At 65.0% G+C, this 18,446-nt stretch carries 19 protein-coding genes; 16 read left to right on the top strand and 3 right to left on the bottom strand.

From position 1 onward, the window contains the following. From F7R11_RS20900 to F7R11_RS20875, 6 genes are all read left to right on the top strand, one after another. Complete coding sequence (locus tag F7R11_RS20900; protein WP_064808166.1) at window positions 1–1,344, top strand: acyclic terpene utilization AtuA family protein; 1,344 nt, start codon at window positions 1–3, stop codon at window positions 1,342–1,344. A gap of 1 nt (window position 1,345) precedes the next feature. Beyond that, window positions 1,346–1,669: an AtuA-related protein gene (locus F7R11_RS20895; RefSeq protein ID WP_064808168.1), complete on the top strand. Its 324-nt coding sequence runs from the start codon at window positions 1,346–1,348 to the stop codon at window positions 1,667–1,669. A 27-nt stretch (window positions 1,670–1,696) separates the two neighbouring features. Further along, a complete protein-coding gene (locus tag F7R11_RS20890; RefSeq protein ID WP_064808169.1) occupies window positions 1,697–2,596 on the top strand; it encodes a LysR family transcriptional regulator in 900 nt (299 codons plus the stop codon). A 103-nt stretch (window positions 2,597–2,699) separates the two neighbouring features. Beyond that, window positions 2,700–3,167: a universal stress protein gene (locus F7R11_RS20885; RefSeq protein ID WP_064808171.1), complete on the top strand. Its 468-nt coding sequence runs from the start codon at window positions 2,700–2,702 to the stop codon at window positions 3,165–3,167. 114 nt (window positions 3,168–3,281) lie between these two features. Beyond that, window positions 3,282–3,737: a nuclear transport factor 2 family protein gene (locus tag F7R11_RS20880; protein ID WP_064808173.1), complete on the top strand. Its 456-nt coding sequence runs from the start codon at window positions 3,282–3,284 to the stop codon at window positions 3,735–3,737. Window positions 3,738–3,794: 57 nt separating this feature from the next. After that, window positions 3,795–4,799 carry an NAD(P)H-dependent flavin oxidoreductase gene (locus tag F7R11_RS20875; RefSeq protein ID WP_064808175.1) on the top strand — a complete coding sequence of 335 codons (1,005 nt, stop codon included), beginning with the start codon at window positions 3,795–3,797 and terminating at the stop codon, window positions 4,797–4,799. Window positions 4,800–4,808: 9 nt separating this feature from the next. Here the strand turns inward: F7R11_RS20875 and F7R11_RS20870 are convergent, their stop codons facing one another. Continuing rightward, a complete protein-coding gene (locus F7R11_RS20870; protein ID WP_021193438.1) occupies window positions 4,809–5,345 on the bottom strand; it encodes a PadR family transcriptional regulator in 537 nt (178 codons plus the stop codon). A gap of 124 nt (window positions 5,346–5,469) precedes the next feature. Further along, a complete protein-coding gene (locus tag F7R11_RS20865; protein ID WP_064808177.1) occupies window positions 5,470–6,390 on the bottom strand; it encodes a LysR substrate-binding domain-containing protein in 921 nt (306 codons plus the stop codon). 147 nt (window positions 6,391–6,537) lie between these two features. On the opposite strand from F7R11_RS20865, the gene hglS reads away from it, so the two are divergent. The 3 genes from hglS to F7R11_RS20850 are packed head-to-tail and all read left to right on the top strand — an operon-like array spanning window position 6,538 to window position 10,612. Continuing rightward, the gene (hglS, locus tag F7R11_RS20860) at window positions 6,538–7,941 is read left to right on the top strand and encodes a 2-oxoadipate dioxygenase/decarboxylase HglS (protein ID WP_064808179.1); all 1,404 of its coding nucleotides are present in this window, start codon (window positions 6,538–6,540) and stop codon (window positions 7,939–7,941) included. A gap of 5 nt (window positions 7,942–7,946) precedes the next feature. Further along, entirely contained in the window at window positions 7,947–9,158 is a 1,212-nt protein-coding gene (locus F7R11_RS20855) for an aminotransferase-like domain-containing protein (RefSeq protein WP_064809091.1), read from the top strand. A gap of 20 nt (window positions 9,159–9,178) precedes the next feature. After that, window positions 9,179–10,612 carry an FAD-binding oxidoreductase gene (locus F7R11_RS20850; protein ID WP_064808181.1) on the top strand — a complete coding sequence of 478 codons (1,434 nt, stop codon included), beginning with the start codon at window positions 9,179–9,181 and terminating at the stop codon, window positions 10,610–10,612. 27 nt (window positions 10,613–10,639) lie between these two features. Here the strand turns inward: F7R11_RS20850 and F7R11_RS20845 are convergent, their stop codons facing one another. Next, a complete protein-coding gene (locus F7R11_RS20845) occupies window positions 10,640–11,482 on the bottom strand; it encodes an IclR family transcriptional regulator (RefSeq protein WP_021193433.1) in 843 nt (280 codons plus the stop codon). 200 nt (window positions 11,483–11,682) lie between these two features. Here F7R11_RS20845 and F7R11_RS20840 point away from each other — a divergent pair, with 200 nt between their 5' ends. From F7R11_RS20840 to F7R11_RS20810, 7 genes are read left to right on the top strand one after another with little or no spacing between them, the layout of a single operon-like run. Continuing rightward, entirely contained in the window at window positions 11,683–12,744 is a 1,062-nt protein-coding gene (locus tag F7R11_RS20840; RefSeq protein WP_064808184.1) for an ABC transporter ATP-binding protein, read from the top strand. Next, window positions 12,741–13,598 carry an ABC transporter permease gene (locus F7R11_RS20835; RefSeq protein WP_064808186.1) on the top strand — a complete coding sequence of 286 codons (858 nt, stop codon included), beginning with the start codon at window positions 12,741–12,743 and terminating at the stop codon, window positions 13,596–13,598. Before F7R11_RS20840 ends, F7R11_RS20835 begins: the two co-directional genes overlap by 4 nt. A 10-nt stretch (window positions 13,599–13,608) precedes the next feature. Continuing rightward, the gene (locus F7R11_RS20830) at window positions 13,609–14,403 is read left to right on the top strand and encodes an ABC transporter permease (RefSeq protein WP_064808188.1); all 795 of its coding nucleotides are present in this window, start codon (window positions 13,609–13,611) and stop codon (window positions 14,401–14,403) included. Window positions 14,404–14,416: 13 nt separating this feature from the next. Then, complete coding sequence (locus tag F7R11_RS20825) at window positions 14,417–14,743, top strand: (2Fe-2S)-binding protein (RefSeq protein ID WP_064808190.1); 327 nt, start codon at window positions 14,417–14,419, stop codon at window positions 14,741–14,743. Window positions 14,744–14,751: 8 nt separating this feature from the next. Continuing rightward, window positions 14,752–16,176 carry an FAD/NAD(P)-dependent oxidoreductase gene (locus F7R11_RS20820; RefSeq protein ID WP_064809092.1) on the top strand — a complete coding sequence of 475 codons (1,425 nt, stop codon included), beginning with the start codon at window positions 14,752–14,754 and terminating at the stop codon, window positions 16,174–16,176. Continuing rightward, window positions 16,169–17,302, top strand: coding sequence for an NAD(P)/FAD-dependent oxidoreductase (locus tag F7R11_RS20815; RefSeq protein WP_064808192.1), 1,134 nt, complete (start codon window positions 16,169–16,171; stop codon window positions 17,300–17,302). Before F7R11_RS20820 ends, F7R11_RS20815 begins: the two co-directional genes overlap by 8 nt. A gap of 36 nt (window positions 17,303–17,338) precedes the next feature. Continuing rightward, window positions 17,339–18,394, top strand: coding sequence for an ABC transporter substrate-binding protein (locus F7R11_RS20810; protein WP_021193426.1), 1,056 nt, complete (start codon window positions 17,339–17,341; stop codon window positions 18,392–18,394). Window positions 18,395–18,446: the final 52 nt, after the last annotated feature.

The following is an 18,446-nucleotide window of genomic DNA, read 5'->3' as shown; positions in this document are numbered from 1 at the left end:
ATGAAAAAACTACGTATCGGCGGCGGCGCTGGTTACTCGGGTGACCGCATCGAACCGGCACTCGAACTTGCAGAGCACGGCGACATCGACGTACTCATGTTCGAGTGCCTGGCCGAGCGCACCATCGCGCTCGCGCAGCAGGTGCGCCGCAAAGATCCATCGCACGGTTATGACCCGCTGCTCGAAGCACGCATGCGTGCCGTGTTGCCGGCATGCGCGGCGCGCGGCATCCGCATCGTTACCAACATGGGCGCGGCCAACCCGCAAGCGGCCGCTGAACGCACGCGCGACATTGCACGTGAACTCGGGCTCAAGCTACGCGTAGCAGCCGTCACCGGCGACGATGTGTTCGACCTGCTGCAAGCACGCGGCAACGATTTCACGTTGATGGATGGCGGCACACCCGTTGCGTCACTCGGTGCACGCATGGTGTCGGCCAATGCGTACCTCGGTGCGCAGGGCATCGTGGATGCTCTGGCGCAGGGCGCGGACGTTGTCATCACCGGGCGCGTGGCCGATCCGGCGTTGGCGCTTGGGCCACTCATCCACGCCTTCGGCTGGCGCATGGACGACTGGCACCGCCTGGGCTGCGGCACGCTGGCCGGGCACCTGCTCGAATGCGCGGGGCAAATCACGGGTGGCTACTTTGCCGACCCGGGCGTGAAAGACGTCCCCAATCTCGCGCGCCTGGGCTTCCCCATCGGCGAAGTTGGGGAAGACGGCTCGGTACTCATCACCAAGGTCGCTACGGCTGGCGGACTCGTGACCGAGGCGACGTGCAAGGAACAGTTGCTCTACGAGATTCACGATCCCGCGCGCTACCTCACACCCGATGTCGTGGCCGATTTCTCCAACGTGCGCATGCACACCGATGGCACCGATCGCGTCGTCATCGAAGGCGCGACGGGCACGCCGCGCACCAGTCAGTTGAAGGTATCGATCGGCTATCTCGACAGCTACATCGGCGAGGGCCAGATCGGCTATGCCGGCCCCAATGCAGTGGCACGCGGAAAGCTTGCTCTCGACATCGTGCGCGAGCGCTTGGCGCTCACGGGTGTGCAGATGACCGAGACACGCTTCGAACTCATCGGCGTAGATGCATTGCACGGCCCCGCCCTCTCCCACATCGATGCCGAACCGTACGAGGTACGTGTGCGGGTGGCGGCGCGCACGGAGTCCATGGCCGAAGCCGTGCGCATCGGCAACGAGGTGGAAACGCTGCTGACCTGTGGCCCCTCCGGCGGCGGCGGCGCGACAAAAAGCGCGCGCGAGATCATTGCCGTCGCGTCAACGTTGATCCCGGCCGAGCTCGCACCTCACAACGTGCACATTCTGGAGAGCTGACATGACCCGCATCCTCCGCGACCTCGCCCACACCCGCGCCGGCGACAAGGGCGACATCTCGTGCATTTCCGTCATCGCCCATCGCGCAGCAGACTTTGCCGTGCTGGAACAACACGTGACAGCCGAACGCGTGCGCGCGCATTTCGCTGATCTCGTACACGGCGATGTCGAGCGTTACGTGCTGCCGCAGTTGGGCGCGCTCAACTTCGTGCTGCACGGGGCGCTGGCCGGCGGCGTAACGCGCTCGCTGGCGCTGGATGCGCATGGCAAGTCGCTGTCGAGTGCGCTGCTTACTCTAGAGATTCCGGCGCTGGTTCCGAGATAAGCTGGCGCACCACGCCCGGCCTTCGCCATGAACCTCTCCGTCAAGCAGCTCCGCGCCTTTGCCGCGCTGCGCGAGCACAAGAACTTCACACAGGCGGCACAAACCTGCCATCTGTCGCAATCGGCCTTCAGCGCGCTGATCCAGAACCTGGAGGCCGATGCCGGCGTGCGCCTGTTCGATCGCAACACACGCCACGTTGAGCTGACGCCCGAGGGCGAAGCGTTTGCTGAATCCGCCCTGCGCCTGCTGGCGGACTTCGAAGCCACCTTTGCCGAACTGCGCGACCGCGCTGCCGCGCGCACAGGGCGTGTGACAGTGGCCGCGCTGCCGTCGATTGCGGCAGGCATCTTGCCGGGCGTACTGGCGGATTTCTCTGCGCGGCATCCGGGCATTCAACTGGCGCTGCACGATCAGCTGTCTGACCCGTGCATCGACATGGTCCGGCGCGGCGCGGCGGACTTCGCCATCGCCGCCATCGGTGCAGACATGGCCGGGCTGACCGCGCAGCCGTTCTGCACAGACGACTTCCACCTCGTCTGCCATCAGGATCACCCGCTCGCGCGCAAACCCTCGCTCGGTGTGGGCGATCTTGTCGATGCGCCGTTCATCCACCTCGCGCGCAACACGAGCATCCGGCAATACCTCGACGCCGCCCTGCACCCGACCAAGCTGCGCAGCGGTATGGAGGTCGAGCATCTGGCCACCGCAGCCGCGCTGGCGGCAGCCAACCTGGGTATTACCGTCATCCCCTCGCTGGCGCTCTTCCAGTTCCGCCTGCCGGCGCTGGTGGTGCGCCCACTGCCGCTACCGGGGTTGGTGCGCACCCTATACGTGATTCGCCGTGATGGGCGCAGCCTGTCGGTGGCGGCGCAGGCGCTGCTGGACTTGCTGCTGGCCCACCCCGCGCACGCCGACAGTGAAGTCTGACGAGACTTGAGACTTGATGCGGCGCAAACGCGTGCGCGTGTCGGGCATGGCGGCATCAAACGAGGCTGCTACAGTGGCTTCATCCCCACACACGGAGCGCCCCATGTATCAACGCATCCTCGCCGGTTTTGACGGCAGCCACGAAGCCAGGCTGGCAGTCGATCAAGCCGCGGCACTTGCCCAGGCATTCGGCGGCCGGGTGCGCATAGTGTGGGCGATCGGCTCGCCAACCATGCCGGAGTCGCGCGAGATCTACAGCGTCGATACGCTGCGCAACACCGAACACCAGAGCGCCGACCACGCCCTGGCCGAGCTGCAACGTACGCTGGAAGGTGCCGGCGTTGTTGTCGAGACCGGCGTCCTGATGCTCGACTCCACCGACGACGACATCGGCAACGCCCTGGAGCACGAAGCCGTGCGCTGGCAGGCCGACACCATCGTGGTCGGTTCGCAAAACCGCAGCGGGTTGTCGCGCATCCTGCTGGGCAGTGTGGCCGAGCGTACCGTCAAGCTGTCGCGCCGCACCGTCATCGTGGTACGTGCGCAGCACGCCGATCACACAGGCGGCTAAAGAATCACGTTCACTCGAGTCGGCACACTATGCAACTTGTTGCATAGTGAAAAGCGCTGTGCTATGTTGCCTCCACGCTGATGCAATCTGTTGCACTTCTGTTCAGGAGACACTGTGACCCAGCCCGCAGTCCACCCCATCCCTACCGCTCTGTCCGCCCAGTCGCAAGCCACGCTCACCGCCTGGCACGCCATGCTTGAGAGCGGCAACATGGACGCGCTCGACGACCTGTTCGCCGAGGACGTCGTCTTCCGCTCGCCCGTGGCGCACACGGCGTACCCAGGCCGCACCGCCACCACGCTGGTGCTGCGCACCGTCAACACGGTCTTTGAAGACTTCCAATACCACCGCAGCTTCGCCACGGATGATGGCGCGAGCGTGGTGCTGGAATTCAGCGCCAACGTGAGCGGTAAATCGCTCAAGGGCATCGACATGATCCGCTTCAATGCCAGCGGCAAGATTGTCGAGTTCGAGGTGATGGTCCGCCCGGCAACCGGCCTGCAGGCGCTCGGCGCGGCCATGGGTGCCAAGCTGGCCGACAAGCTCGCAGTGCTCAAGTCCGAGGCCTGAGCACACTGCTTACCGCTTTCCTCATTCCATAACGATTCGATTCCAACGGAGACTGCCATGTCGCTGCCACCGATCCTGCAAAACCGCTTGTCCGTGCCCGTGGTGGGCTCACCGCTATTCATCATCTCCAACCCCGACCTCGTGATCGCGCAGTGCAAGGCGGGCGTGGTTGGCTCGTTCCCGGCGCTCAATGCACGCCCGGCCGAGCTGCTGGAAACCTGGCTGCAGCGCATCACCACGGAGCTGGCCGAATACGACGCGCAGCATCCGGACAAGCCATCGGCACCGTTTGCCGTCAACCAGATCGTGCACAAGTCGAACGACCGCCTCGAGCACGACCTGGAACTCTGCGTGAAGTACAAGGTGCCCATCGTCATCACCTCGCTGGGCGCGCGTGAAGACGTGAACCAGGCCGTGCACAGCTACGGCGGCATCGTGCTGCACGACGTCATCAACAACAAGTTTGCCAAGAAGGCGATCGAGAAAGGCGCGGATGGCCTGATCGCCGTGGCGGCCGGCGCGGGCGGCCATGCGGGCACGACCTCGCCGTTTGCGCTGATCCACGAGATTCGTGAATGGTTCGATGGCCCGCTACTGCTGTCGGGCGCGATTGCCAACGGCAACGCCATCCTGGCAGCGCTGGCGGCCGGTGCAGACCTGGCCTATGTGGGCTCGGCCTTCATCGCCACCGAAGAAGCCAACGCGATCGAGGGCTACAAGCAAGCGATTGTGGAGTCCACCGCCAGCGACATCGTCTACACGAACCTGTTCACCGGCGTGCACGGCAACTACCTACGCAAGAGCATCGAGAGCGCGGGCCTGGACCCGGAAGCCCTGCCGGAATCGGACCCGAGCAAGATGAACTTCGGCTCGGGCGGTGGCGCGAAGGCCAAGGCGTGGAAAGACATCTGGGGCGCCGGCCAGGGCGTGGGCGCGGTCAAGCGCGTAGTGCCGGCGGCAGAACTCGTCAAGCGCTTTGCCGAGGAGTTTGAGGTGGCACGCCGCCGCCTGAACAACATCGAGGCGCTGCGCGCCCCGGCGGGTGACAAGGCAACGGTTTAACCCGAGCGTTTAAGCCGTCACCGAGGCTGGCTCCAGCAACGGCAGCACATCGTCTGCCCACGCGAGCCAGCCTTCTTCGTAAACGATGCCGCGCTGGAGCACCGCATGCTGCAGCCGCTGTGCGCGCGTGAGATCAGCGCGCATGAAATCGCGCTGCTCGATCTCGCGGAACGTATTCAGGCGTGTGCGGTGCTGCTCGATCAGGCGCTGCATCTCGTCGATAAAGCCGAGCGGGCCGATTACGGCCTCGGCGCGCAACTTCACCAGCACCTCTTCACGGTTGTCCGACGACACGGTCGGCTCCAGTACCCAGCGCGCGAGCTCTTCGCGCCCCGGTTGCAAGACCGTGTATGTCTTCTTGCGGCCGTCTTCCTCCTCTTCCACACTGACCCAACCGGCCTCGGCCATGCGGCCAAGCTCGCGGTAGATCTGCTGATGAGTGGCACTCCAGAAATAGCCCATCGACTTGTCAAAGCGGCGGGCGAGTTCGTAGCCGGACGAGGGCTTTTCGAGCAGGGAAGTGAGCAGCGCGTGTTGGATAGACATGAGCGAAAAGTAGCGTCGGCCTTGTGTTTCAGCGATCGGGAATGGCACACCGTTGCCCGATGCGATCTGCGAACTTTACAGAACAGTCATCGACACGTCATGCAGTGTTTGCCACTGTTGCATATCACTCGGCAGCCTGTGCCTGCGTGAAGTCCTGTGCCGCTTGCACGAGCCATGTTCGCAACGCCTGCAGCGGCGGATAGTCGGTCCGACCCGTGGGCCAGGCCAGATAGTAGCGCTCGGCACTTTCCATCTCCGGCACATGGGGCAAGGCCAGCACAAGATCGCCCTGCCGCAACTCGTGAGAGATCAGAAAGCGCGGCAGCAATGCCACGCCCAGGCCTGCTACAGCCGCCTGGGCGGCGGTCGCAAACTGGTCGAACACCATGCCTTGCGTATCTCCCCCGTCCACCTGATGGGTGGCCAGCCAGCGCGACCAGGCATCGGGGCGCGAGGCCAGGTGCAATAACGGCGCACCCAGCAGATCGCGCGGCTGCGCAAAGGCGTACCGGGCCAAAAGCGCCGGGCTGCACGCGGGCACGACGGTCTCGCTCATCAACAAGGCGAGTTCGGCCCCCGGCCAGTGCGGCGGGCCGAAATGGATGGCCGCATCCACCGTCTCCAACTGGAAGTCGAACTGCGACAGCCGCGTCGTCAGGTTGATCGTGATGCCGGGGTGCTGGTCGAAAAACTGCGGCAGGCGCGGTGCCAGCCAACGGGTACCGAAGGTGGGGAGGATGGCCAGGTTCAGGCTGCCCCCTTGCGGATTCGCACGCAAGCCAACCGTGGCGCTGGAAATGCGCATCAACGCACCGCGGATCTCCTCCGCATACGCCTGGCCCGCCGGGCTCAGACGCACGGTCTGGCGCTCACGCACAAACAGCTCGGCCCCCAGGCGATCTTCCAGCGCACGAATCTGCCGACTGACCGCGCTTTGCGTCAGGTGCAATTCAGCGGCAGCCGCCGTGAAGCTCTGGTGACGCGCAGCCGCCTCAAATGCGCAAAGCAGGGACATGGGCGGCAGAAAGCGGCGTGGCGGGAACATGCAAGGCCCTGGCGATGGGGTTGGGTGATCAAGCTGGAGTCTGGCAGGTCATTCTATTCTGGAATGAACTCTGTCCGAATTATCGTTTGACCGGCTTTCAGTGCCCCACCTAGCATCGATCCACTCCTCGCCAACCCCGACCCAGTCATGAGCACGTCGCATCAACCCACGGCCGATTCCTTCGTCTCCGCAGACGACATCCGCACGCGCTTTTCACGTGCCATGTCCGCCATGTACCGCCAGGAAGTGCCGCAGTACGGCACCCTGATCGACCTGGTAGCCGACATCAACGCGCGCACGCTGCATGCCCAACCCACGTTGCGCGCCCAGATGGCGCATGCGGGTGAGCTGGAGCGACTGGATGTGGAGCGCCACGGCGCCATCCGCGTTGGCACAGCAGCCGAGCTGGCGACGCTGCGGCGGCTGTTTGCCGTCATGGGCATGGAGCCCGTGGGCTACTACGACTTGTCGGTGGCCGGTGTGCCCGTGCACTCCACGGCGTTTCGTCCGGTGGCCGATGCTGCATTGGCGGCGAATCCGTTCCGCGTGTTCACGTCGTTGCTGCGGCTTGAACTGATTGCCGATCCAGCCCTGCGCGAGAAGGCGGCAACCATCCTGGCACGCCGCCAGATCTTCACGCCGCGCGTGCTGGAATTGATCGCGCAGTGCGAGACCGATGGCGGCCTCGCCGACGCAGATGCCGATGCCTTCGTGCGCGAGGCGCTGGAGACCTTCCGCTGGCACAGCACCGCCACCGTCGACGCCGAAAACTACCGCGCCCTGCAGGCGGCACACCGCCTGGTGGCCGACGTGGTCTGCTTCCGCGGGCCGCACATCAACCACCTGACGCCGCGTACGCTCGACATCGACGCAGCGCAGGCCGCCATGCCCGCGCGCGGCATGGACGCCAAGGATGTGGTGGAAGGCCCGCCGCGTCGCAACTGCCCGATCCTGCTGCGCCAGACCAGCTTCAAGGCGCTGCAGGAAGCCGTCCGCTTTACCGACGATGCAGGTGCACATACGGCGCGCTTTGGCGAGATCGAGCAACGCGGCGTCGCCCTGACGCGCAAGGGCCGTGCGCTGTACGACCAACTGCTGGCCGAGGTGCGTGACATGGGCAATGCCGGCAGTGCCGCGCCAGACTACGAGAGTCGGCTGGCACTGGTGTTCCGCGCCTTTCCGGACACCCATGAGGCACTGCGCGCCCAAGGGCTGGCCTACTATCGCTACAGCCTGACGGCATCGGGCGAAGCCGCGCAGATCGACGCTGAGACATCGTTGAAAGTGCTCCTGGCCAAAGGCTGGGCGCAAGCCGATCCCATCACGTATGAAGACTTTCTGCCGGTGAGCGCGGCGGGCATCTTCCAGTCCAACCTGGGCGGCGAAGAACAGAAGCAGTATCAGGCCCATGCTGCACAGCAGGCGTTTGAGGCCGCGCTGGGTGGGCGCGTGCATGACGAAATCGCCCTCTACGAAGCGGCACAGCAGCGCTCGGTCGACCAGTTGCGCGCTGTGCTGCGCGGTATGCCCGTCGTGGATGCCACAGCATGAGCGACATGCCGGCCTTTGCCGCCCCGTTTGCGCAGCCTGCGGGCTCGCCCATTCGCGAGCTGTTCCCGTACCTCAGTCAGCCGGGGATGATCTCGCTGGCCGGCGGCTATCCGTCGCCCAGCCTGTTCGATGCCGAAGGGCTGGCACACGCTGCCGCCCAGGCCATGACGGGCGATGCGCAAACGCTGCAGTACGGCGCAACGGAGGGGCTGCCGATCCTCCGCACATCGCTGGCAGCCCTGATGCGCGAACGCGGTATTCAGTCCGGCGCTGAACAGGTGATGGTGACCACAGGCTCGCAGCAGGCATTCGACCTGCTGGTGCGCGTGCTGATCGAACCGGGGGATACGGTTCTGGTTGAGGTGCCCGCCTATCCCGCCACGCTGCAAGCCTTGCGTCTTGCGCAGGCGCACATCGTGCCTGTGCCGATGGACGAGCACGGCCTGCAAGCCGACGCGCTGGCTGAACTGCTGCAACAGTTACCCGACACGCAGCGTCCGAAGCTGCTCTACACCGTACCGAATTTCTCCAACCCGCGGGGCACGCTGCTGGCCGCCGAGCGCCGTGAGGCCCTGGTGCAACTGGCCTGCACCCATGGCTTCTGGGTGGTGGAAGACGACCCCTACGGCGAGCTGCGCTTCGACACCGATGGCCCGATGCCGCCCACGCTACGCACCATCGGTGACCGACTGGCCGATGGCGGCGTGAACCCGGTGGTGTATCTGTCCAGCCTGTCCAAAACCGTTGCCCCGGCACTGCGCGTGGGCTGGATGCTGGCCGACAACAGCTTGCTGCGCCGTTGCACGATCGCCAAGCAGACGGTGGACCTGTGCACCTCGCCACTGGCGCAGATGGTGGCCGCCCGCTACCTGGAAAGCGGACGCTACCCGGCCACGGTGCAGCGTGCCCGCATCGAATACCAGCGGCGCATGCAGGCCTTGGTGCAAGGCATCACCACGCAGTTGGATGGCCGCGTGCATTGCGCGCCGCCAGCGGGCGGCATGTTCGTCTGGGCCACGTTTGCACAGTCGATCGCCCCACAGGCGCTGTTCGATGCCGCTGTCGCCCAGCAGGTGCTGTATGTACCCGGCAAGGCGTTCTACCCCGACAGCGCGCCACACCACACCATGCGCCTGTCTTTCGCCGCGCCCGACGTGCCGCAGATCGAGCAGGCCGTGCAGCGGCTCGCTTCGGCCGTGACTGAAGTCCTGCGCTGACAACCCTCATCACCGTTGCCATGACACCCGACAACCTGATCCCTGCCTTGCGCGACATCGTGGGGGCCGCGCATGTTCTGACCGGCGATGCGTGCACCGAATACGAAACCGATTGGCGCCAGCGCGTGCGCGGCAAGGCGCTCTGCGTAGTACGACCTGGCTCTACCGCAGAAGTGGCCGAGGTGATGCGTGCATGCGCCCAGGCCGGCGTCTCGATCGTGCCGCAGGGTGGCAATACAGGCCTCGTAGAAGGCTCTGTGCCCGATGCCGACGGCAAGCAGGTCATCCTGAGCCTGCGCCGCATGCAAGCCGTGCGCGCCATCGACCTCGCCAACATGACGGTTACGGTGGAAGCGGGCTGCGTGCTCCAGTCGCTGCAGGAGGCGGTGCAGGAGGCGGGGATGCTGTTTCCGCTGAGCCTGGGTGCCGAGGGCAGTTGCACCATTGGCGGCAACCTGGCGACCAACGCGGGCGGCACGCAGGTGGTGCGCTACGGCAATGCGCGCGAGCTATGCCTGGGGCTGGAAGTGGTACTGGCCGACGGGCAAGTCTGGGAAGGCCTGCAGGGCCTGCGCAAGGACAACACCGGCTACGACCTGCGCAACCTGTTCATCGGCAGCGAAGGCACGCTGGGCATCATCACGGCGGCCACGCTGCGGCTGTATCCGCAACCCGCAGCGCAATTGACGGCGTGGGCAGCGGTGCCCTCGCTGGAGGCGGCAACGGCGTTGCTGGCCTTGTCGCACCGGCATCTGTCTTCTGCGCTCACGGGCTTTGAAGTGATGAACCAGGAGGGGCTCAGGCTCGTTGACGCGCACTACCCCCATCTGCGCGTGCCGATGTGGCGCGAAACGTCATGGTGCGTCTTGCTGGAAGCGTCCGACAGCGAATCCGAAGCCCACGCCAGGGCGCAGTTCGAACACCTGCTAGAGACCGCGATGGAAGACGACATCGTGACCGACGCCATCATCGCGGAGAACATCCGCCAGGCGCATGACCTGTGGCACATCCGCGAGAGCATCACGCTGGCGCAGGCCGCCGAGGGCCTCAACATCAAGCACGATGTGTCTGTGCCGATCTCACGCATTCCCGAATTCGTGGCGCAGACCGATGCGCAGCTCCAGGCGCTGGCGCCGGGCGTGCGGCTGATCAACTTCGGGCACCTGGGCGATGGGAACCTGCACTACAACATGCAGGCGCCCGCGGGTGCAGATGCAGCTGCGTTCATCGCAGCGCATGAGGCGGCGATCAGCGATGCGGTCTATCAGGCCGTCCACCGGTTTGGCGGCTCGATCTCGGCAGAGCACGGCATTGGTACGCTCAAGCGCGACAAGCTCCCGCACTACAAGACGCCTGTGGCGCTGCAATTGATGCGCACCATCAAGCAGGCGCTGGACCCGCAGTGTTTGCTGAACCCTGGCCGGGTGCTGGCGGCAGAAGCCACGACACCGTGAGATTGCGCAGACGGATCCGATGGCGCCTCAGATCGCACGATAAGCGTCGCTCACTGCCATGGAATGCATGGGGCGACGCAGCGTCGGATCAAACGGGTTGATCTGCGTGGTCAGCCGGTTGGCTTCGCGCAGCAGCATGTCGACCACGATGGGCAGGCGGTCGGCGCTCAGGCGGTTGACCAGCGTGCCGACCGATAGCGCGGCAACCACGTTGCCGTTGCGATCGAACACCGGCACGGCAATACCGGCCATGCCTTCGAGCAACCCATCCGTCTTGGCGCTGTAGCCCTGTTCGCGGGCTTTTCTGACTTCGGAGCGTAGGTAGACCTCGTCGTACACGCTGTAGTGCCGGATGCGCGGCAGATTGTAGCGCAGCACCTCCTCCTGTTCTGCCTCGGGCAGGTGCGCCAGGATCACCATCGCCCCCTGGCCCACGCCCAGTTCGATCCGGCCGCCCACATCGCCCGTAAAGGTGCGAATGGGGTACTGGCCTTCCACGCGGTCAAGGCACACCGCATCGAAGCCCGAACGCACCAACAGCAGCACCGTGTCGCCCAGGCTGGCATTCAGGCGTAGCAAGGCCGGCCGTGCTACCGCGCGCAGATCGTTCACCGTGCCCGCCTGGGCTGCCAGGCAGAACAAGTCCAGGCTCAGCCGGTACAGCTTGTTCTGCTGATCCTGCTCGACCATGCCCTCCTGCGTCAGGCCCTGCAACAGCCGGTGCGTCGTGGCGGGGGTCATGCCCAGCGTCTTGGCCAGGTAGGTGACACGCACACCTTGGTGCTGCTGCTCCGCCATGGTGCGCAGGATCTGGAAGGTACGGTGCATGGCGCTGCGCTGATGCGCATCGTCTTCGAAATCAGAAGCCATGAAGCTGGAATGGAGCGAATTGGGTTGATCAATTGTATTCCGTTAAACGGAATAAATTAGAGAAATATTCCATTTGCAGCGTATACACCTACGCAAACCCAATGTCTTGGCACGTGCATTGCAATAGCATATCCATATTCTTCAGACAAAGAATGCGGCCTCAGGACCCAGAACTAAGGCCCCGTCGCAAAGGATGACCGATGAGTTTTCTGCGCCTCAACCATGTCTCCAAGCAGTACGGCGACCTCCGCGTGGTTCAAGACTTCAACCTGGAGGTGCACAAGGGTGAGTTCGTCTCGCTGCTCGGCCCCTCGGGTTGCGGCAAGACCACGACCCTGCAGATGATTGCGGGCTTTACGGAGGTGTCTGCCGGCACGATCGAGCTGGACGGCAAGAACATCACCCGTGCCAAGGCCAACGCACGCGGCCTGGGGATCGTGTTCCAGACCTACGCGCTATTCCCGCACATGACGGTGCGCGAGAACGTGGAATTCGGCCTGGAGATGCGCAAGTGCCCGCCGGCCGAACGCCGCGAGCGCGCCATGCAGACGCTGGCGCTCGTACATCTGGACAAGCACGTCGACCGCTATCCGCGCGAGCTCTCCGGCGGCCAGCGCCAGCGCGTTGCGCTGGCACGGGCGCTGGTCATCAAACCGCCGGTGCTGCTGCTGGACGAGCCGTTGTCCAACCTGGACGCCAAGCTGCGCGAAGAGATGCAGTTCGAGTTGCGCGAGATCCAGCGCAAGGTGGGCACGACCACCATCATGGTCACGCACGATCAGGCCGAGGCCATGTCGATCAGCGACCGCGTGGTCGTCATGGAAGCCGGGCGCATCACGCAGGTCGATACGCCGCTGGCGGTGTACGAGCACCCGCGCAATGCGTTCATCTCCACCTTTGTCGGCAAGGCCAATCTGCTGCATGCCGCGGTGGTGTCGGGCAGTGATGGCGAGATCCGCGCGACCGTCGGGTCGGTTCAGGTGGCGTTGCCGCCGGGCACCCCTGCCAGCAACTCCGTCGTACTGGCGCTGCGCCCTGAAAAGATGACTTGTACCGCTGACGGCACTGGCCGCTGCGAAGGCCGCGTGACCGAACGCTTCTTCCTCGGCAATCAGTGGATGTACACCGTCGATACCCCGCTGGGCGCGTTGCTCGTGTCGGCCGTCAACGACGGCGGCGCGCCGTGCGATGTCGGCCAGACCGTGGGCGTGGATTGGCAGGACCGTTATGTGCGAGTCATCGGCGCCGGGGAGGCCGCATGATCCGCCGATTCAACTGGGTGCCGCTGAGCATGACAGGCCCCGCGTTGGCCCTGTTCACGGTGATGCTGCTCGTGCCGCTGGCGTTGAGCGCGGTGCTGTCCTTCAACGCCTTCGATGCCGATAAGGGGCCCATCGCGGGCACCTTTACGTTTGCGCACTACCTGCATGTGGTGCAGGACCCGTACTACTACGAGATCTTCTGGCGCACGCTGCGGATCTCCGCACTGGTGACGGTGGTGTGCATTCTGGTCGGCGCGCCGGAAGCCTACATCCTGAGCCGGATGGGCAAACCCTGGCGCTCGATCTTTCTGCTGGTCATCCTGGCGCCGCTGCTGATCTCGGTGGTGGTGCGCGCGTTCGGCTGGAGCATGCTGCTTGGGCCCGAAGGCCTGATCAACAGCGTGTTTAAGGCCATCGGTATCGGCCCGGTCAAGCTGCTGTACAACGAGACAGCCATCGTGATTGCGCTGGTGCACGTGATGCTGCCGTTCATGGTGATCCCGGTGTGGACGTCGCTGCAGAAGCTCGACCCGTGGGTGGAGAACGCCGCGCTCTCACTGTCCGCATCGCACTTCACCACCTTGCGCCGCGTGGTGCTGCCGCAGGTCATGCCGGGCATTCTGTCGGGCAGCCTGATCGTGTTTGGTCTGTCGGCCAGTTCATTCGCCATTCCGGGCCTGCTGGGCGGGCGCCGCGTAAAGATGGTGGCCACGCTCATCTACGACGAGTACCTGAACGAGCTCAACTGGCCGCTCGGTGCGGCCATCGCGCTGATTTTGCTGGCGGCCAATCTGGTCATCATGCTGGGCTGGAACCGCATGATCGAAAGCCGCTACAAGAAGACGCTGGGCTGAGGGGGCGCGCATGCAAAAGAACGGACCCCTCGCGCTCGCCTTCAACGCGCTCGTCATCACCTTCATGCTGGCGCCGCTGGTGATCGTGTGCATCGTCGCCTTCACCCCGGAAGAAACGCTCACGCTGCCGACCCGCCATCTCTCGCTGCGCTGGTTTGACCAGGTGCTGCATCACCCAGATTTTGTGCAGTCGTTCTGGAACAGCCTGTGGCTGGGTGTGGCGGCTGCCACCATCTCCACTGCACTGGCGGTGCCGGCAGCCATGGCCATCGTCCGCTCGCGGGCGCCGGGCCTGCAGTTTCTGCAGGGGCTGTTTCTGTCGCCGCTGATCATTCCGCACCTCGTGCTGGGTGTGGCGCTGCTGCGCATGTTTTCGCTGGTGGGTGGGCAAGGCAGTTTCGGCTGGCTGATCTTCGCGCACGCGCTCATCGTCACGCCCTACACCATGCGGCTGGTGATGGCCGCGCTCGTGGGCTTCGATCACTCGGTGGAGCACGCGGCCTACTCACTGGGCGCCAGCGGCTTCACCGTGTTCCGCCGCATGACGCTGCCAATGATCTTGCCGGGCATCACCGGTGGGTGGCTGCTGGCCTTCATCAACAGCTTTGATGAACTGACGATGTCCATCTTTGTGGTGTCGCCCGCCACCGTCACGCTGCCCGTGCGCATGTACATGTACGCCACCGAATCGCTCGACCCGATGATGGCCGCCGTCTCGGCGCTGATCGTCTTCCTCACGCTGGCGCTGATGCTGCTGCTGGACAGGGTCTACGGCCTGGACCGCATCCTGATCGGCAAGCATTGAGACAGAGACCACGATGAATGCTCCTGCAAAACCGGTAGCAGTTGCGCAACTCCAGCGCCTCAAGGAACGCAACCGCCCCACAGTGGCTTTCGTGCTGGATGGTCAGCCCGCCGAAGCACTGACCGGCGACACCGTATTGACGGCGGTGCTCACACAAGCACGCCAATTGCGCATCAACGAATTCAGCCAGCAACCGCGTGCCGGCTTCTGCCTGATGGGTGCTTGCCAGGACTGCTGGGTGCGCCTGGCCGATGGCCGATCACTGCGCGCCTGCCAGACCATGATCGAACCGGGCATGCATATCTGCACGCAGTTGGCCGCCACCGAGGGAGCCGCGTAATGGTGACGATGACTGCGCCCGCCGCGCCCACGTTGCAGCGTCAGAGCCAGCACGATTTGCCGCCCGTCATCATCGGCGCCGGGCCCGCAGGCGTGCGCGCGGCCGAAACCTTGCTGGCGCACGGCCTCAAACCCATCGTGCTGGACGAAGCGCCACGCGCAGGCGGCCAGATCTACCGTCGGCAACCCGATAGCTTTGGCCGCCCCGCCGCAGAGCTGTACGGCACCGAGGCCGCGCGGGCGCAGGCTGTGCATGCCACCTTCGACCGACTTCTGCCACAGCTCGACTATCACCCGCAAACGCTGGTGTGGAATGCACAGCCCGATCTGCTCGACCTGCTGCACGTGCCCACGCGCGGCATCAGCAGCCTTGCCTGGCGCGACGTGATCGTGGCCACCGGCGCCACCGACCGCGTACTGCCCATGCCGGGTTGGACGCTGCCGGGGGTCTACACGCTGGGCGGCGCGCAGGTCGCGCTCAAGTACCAAGGCTGCGCGATCGGCGATGCCGTGGTGTTTGCCGGCACCGGCCCCCTGCTGTATCTGGTGGCCAGCCAATACGCCAAGGCCGGGGCGAACGTGGTGGCGGTGCTCGACACGGCACCGGCTGCCGCGCGCTACAAGGCAGCGCCGGCCATGCTGGGCCAGCCCGCCGTCATGGCCAAGGGCATGGCGCTGGTCGCCTGGCTCAAGCTGCATGGCATTCCCATGCACCACGGTGTGCGGCTGCTGCGTGCCGAGGGCGATGCGGCGGTGAAGCAACTCGTGTGGCAAGACAGCGCCGGCCGCGATCAGCACACCGCGTGCTCCGCCGTGGGCATGGGCTACGCCTTGCGGCCCGAAACCCAACTGGCCGATCTGCTGGGCTGCGCGTTCGAGTTCTCCACGCTGCACCGCTGTCATGTGCCGCGCATCGACGTGATGCGGCGCAGTTCCGTCGCAGGCGTGTATCTGGCGGGCGATGGCGCGGGCATCATGGGCGCCGATGCTGCCGAATCTTCGGGCGCGCTGGCGGCGATGGCACTGCTGCAGGATCGGCAAGTCGCTATCGACACTGACCGCGTACGCCGTCTGCAAACGCGTTTGCAAAAGATCGAGCGATTCCGCCATGCGCTGGAAACGGCGTTTCCGTTTCCCGAAGATTGGGCTGCGCACGCCAGCGACGATCTGGTCGTGTGCCGCTGCGAGAACGTCACCGCCGGCACGCTGCGCCAGACGGCCAACGAATGCGGTGCGCATGAACTGAACCGCCTCAAGGCGCTGTGCCGGGTGGGCATGGGCCGTTGCCAAGGCCGTATGTGTGGTGCCGCGGCAGCGGAAATCCTGGCGCACGTACGCTCCGTACCGCTGGCCCAGGTGGGCCGCCTGCGCGGTCAGGCGCCGATCAAACCGCTACCGCTGGATGTGACCGCCGGGGAGGACGAGCATGCGTGAGCAACTGGCGTGCGACGTCGCCATCATCGGTGGCGGCATCATGGGCAGCGCCACTGCCCTGTTCCTGCGCCAGCGTGGGCTGACGGTCACGCTGCTGGAGCGCGACCTGTGTGGCTCACGCTCCAGCGGCGTCAACTTCGGCGGCGTGCGGCGCCAGGGTCGCGCCATCGAGCAATTGCCGCTAGCGCAACGCGCGCACCAGATCTGGGGGCGCCTTACCGAGCTGATCGGCACCGAGGCGGAATACGAACGCAGCGGACACTTCAAGATCGCCCGCAGCATCGCTGATATGGAATCGCTGGCCGACTATGCCGAGCGCAGTCAGAGCTTCGGCCTTGGGTTGCAGTTGATCGAAGGCCGGGCCGCGCTGCAGAAGTATTTCCCGATGGGAGGCGATCAGATTGTCGGCGGCTCGCTGTGCCCGGAGGACGGGCAGGCCAATCCGCGTCTGCTGTCTCCCGCGTTTGCCCGCGCCGCGCAGGCTGCCGGCGCCGATGTGCGCGAGCACGCGCCGGTGCTGTCGGTCGAGCACGACGGCGCACGCTTCGTCGTACACGCGCGGCAGCATGATCAGGACCTCGAGATCAAGGCCCCCGCCCTGGTCAACTGCGCCGGTGCCTGGGCAGCGCATTTTGCTGCGCAGTGGGGCGAACCCGTGCCCATGTTCACCATCCCGCCCACGATGGGCGTGACCGAACCCTTGCCCTTCTTCCTGCCCTGGAGCCTGGGCGTGGAAGGTGGCGGCATCTACTGCCGCCAGGTGCGGCGCGGCAACGTGGTGTTCGGCGGCGGGCGCGGCTACCTGCTTGACGATCAACGCGCGCGGTCATCGCACGTGGCCATCCTGCGCCAGTTGCCGCAACTGGCTGCGCTCCTGCCGCAACTCAAGGGCGCGCACATCATCCGCACCTGGAGCGGCACGGAAGGCAACCTGCCCGATGACCAACCCGTGATCGGTGCCAGTGCCCGTCGCCCCGGCCTGTTCCATGCCTTTGGCTTTGCCGGTGCTGGCTTCCAGCTCGGCCCCGGTGTGGGCGATGTCATGGCCGAGCTGATTGCCGAAGGCCGCACCAGTACGCCGATCGAACCCTTTTCCATCCAACGTTTTCTGCATCCCGACGCTTGATGCAGCTTGATGCACTTGATGCCCCAGGAGATCACCATGCTTGTGAAACACGCGAAAACATCGTTCGTTGCAGCGGCTGCCGGTGCTGCGCTACTTGCCGCTGGCATCACCCACGCCGAGACCAAGACGCTGTACATCGGCATGAACGGCGGCAACATGGAACGCACCTACACGCAGTTCGTGTTCCCGCCGTTCGAGAAGGCCAACAACGTCAAGGTGGTCGTCGTGCCCGGCACCTCGACCGACATCCTCGCCAAGGCGCAGGCCACCAAGGGCAAAGCGCAGATGCACGTGATGACGCTGGACGACGGCGTCATGTTCCGCGCCATCGGCATGGGGCTGTGCGAGAAGCTCAAGCCCTCGGCCAACCTGTCGGCCGTGCCCGCCATTGCCCACCTCAAGGGCGACTACGCCGTGGGCCTCTCGATGGGGCTGACGGGTCTCGCCTACAGCACCAAGATCTTTGCCGACAAGGGCTGGACACCGCCGACCTCGTGGGGCGACCTGGCTGACCCGAAATACAAGGGCAAGGTGGTGGTGCAGTCCATGCCGGCGTCGTCGTTTGGGCTGGACGCGTTCCTGATGTTCAACCGGCTCAAGGGCGGCACGGAAAAGAACGTCGACCCGGCATTCAAGGCATGGCCCACCACCATCGGCCCGAACGTGATCGAGTACATCCCCAACTCGTCGAAGGTGGTGGAGATGATGCAGGCCGGCGATGCGGCGCTGTTCCCCTACACGCTCACGCAGGTTGAGCTGATGAAGTCCAAGGGCATTCCGATGGAGTTTGTCGCGCCCAAGGAAGGCGCCGTCGTTCTGCTGACCGCGCAGTGCGTGCTGGCCAACAACCCGGATGCCGACCTCGCACAGAAGCTGGCGGACTACCTGATCAGCCCTGAGGCACAGGCGCTCGCCATGGAAAACGGCTCCTACAATCCAGTCAATCCGAAAGCACCGCTCAAGGGCAAGGCTGCGGAAGAGCAGAACAAGATGAACGGCATTCTCAAGACGGCCGTCGCGCTGGACTGGGATGTCATCAACGCCGAGCGCCCGGAGTGGAGCAAGCGCTGGAACCGCGTGGTCGAGCGTTGATCGCCCGGCAAGCGCACACTGATCAGTTGAACACGAAAGAACAGTAAGGATG

The sequence above is a fragment of the Ralstonia insidiosa genome, from assembly GCF_008801405.1.
GTDB classification, from domain to species: Bacteria; Pseudomonadota; Gammaproteobacteria; order Burkholderiales; family Burkholderiaceae; genus Ralstonia; species Ralstonia insidiosa.
The sequence above is the reverse complement of the archived record's forward strand: the minus strand, read 5'-3'. Positions and strand labels throughout refer to the sequence as shown.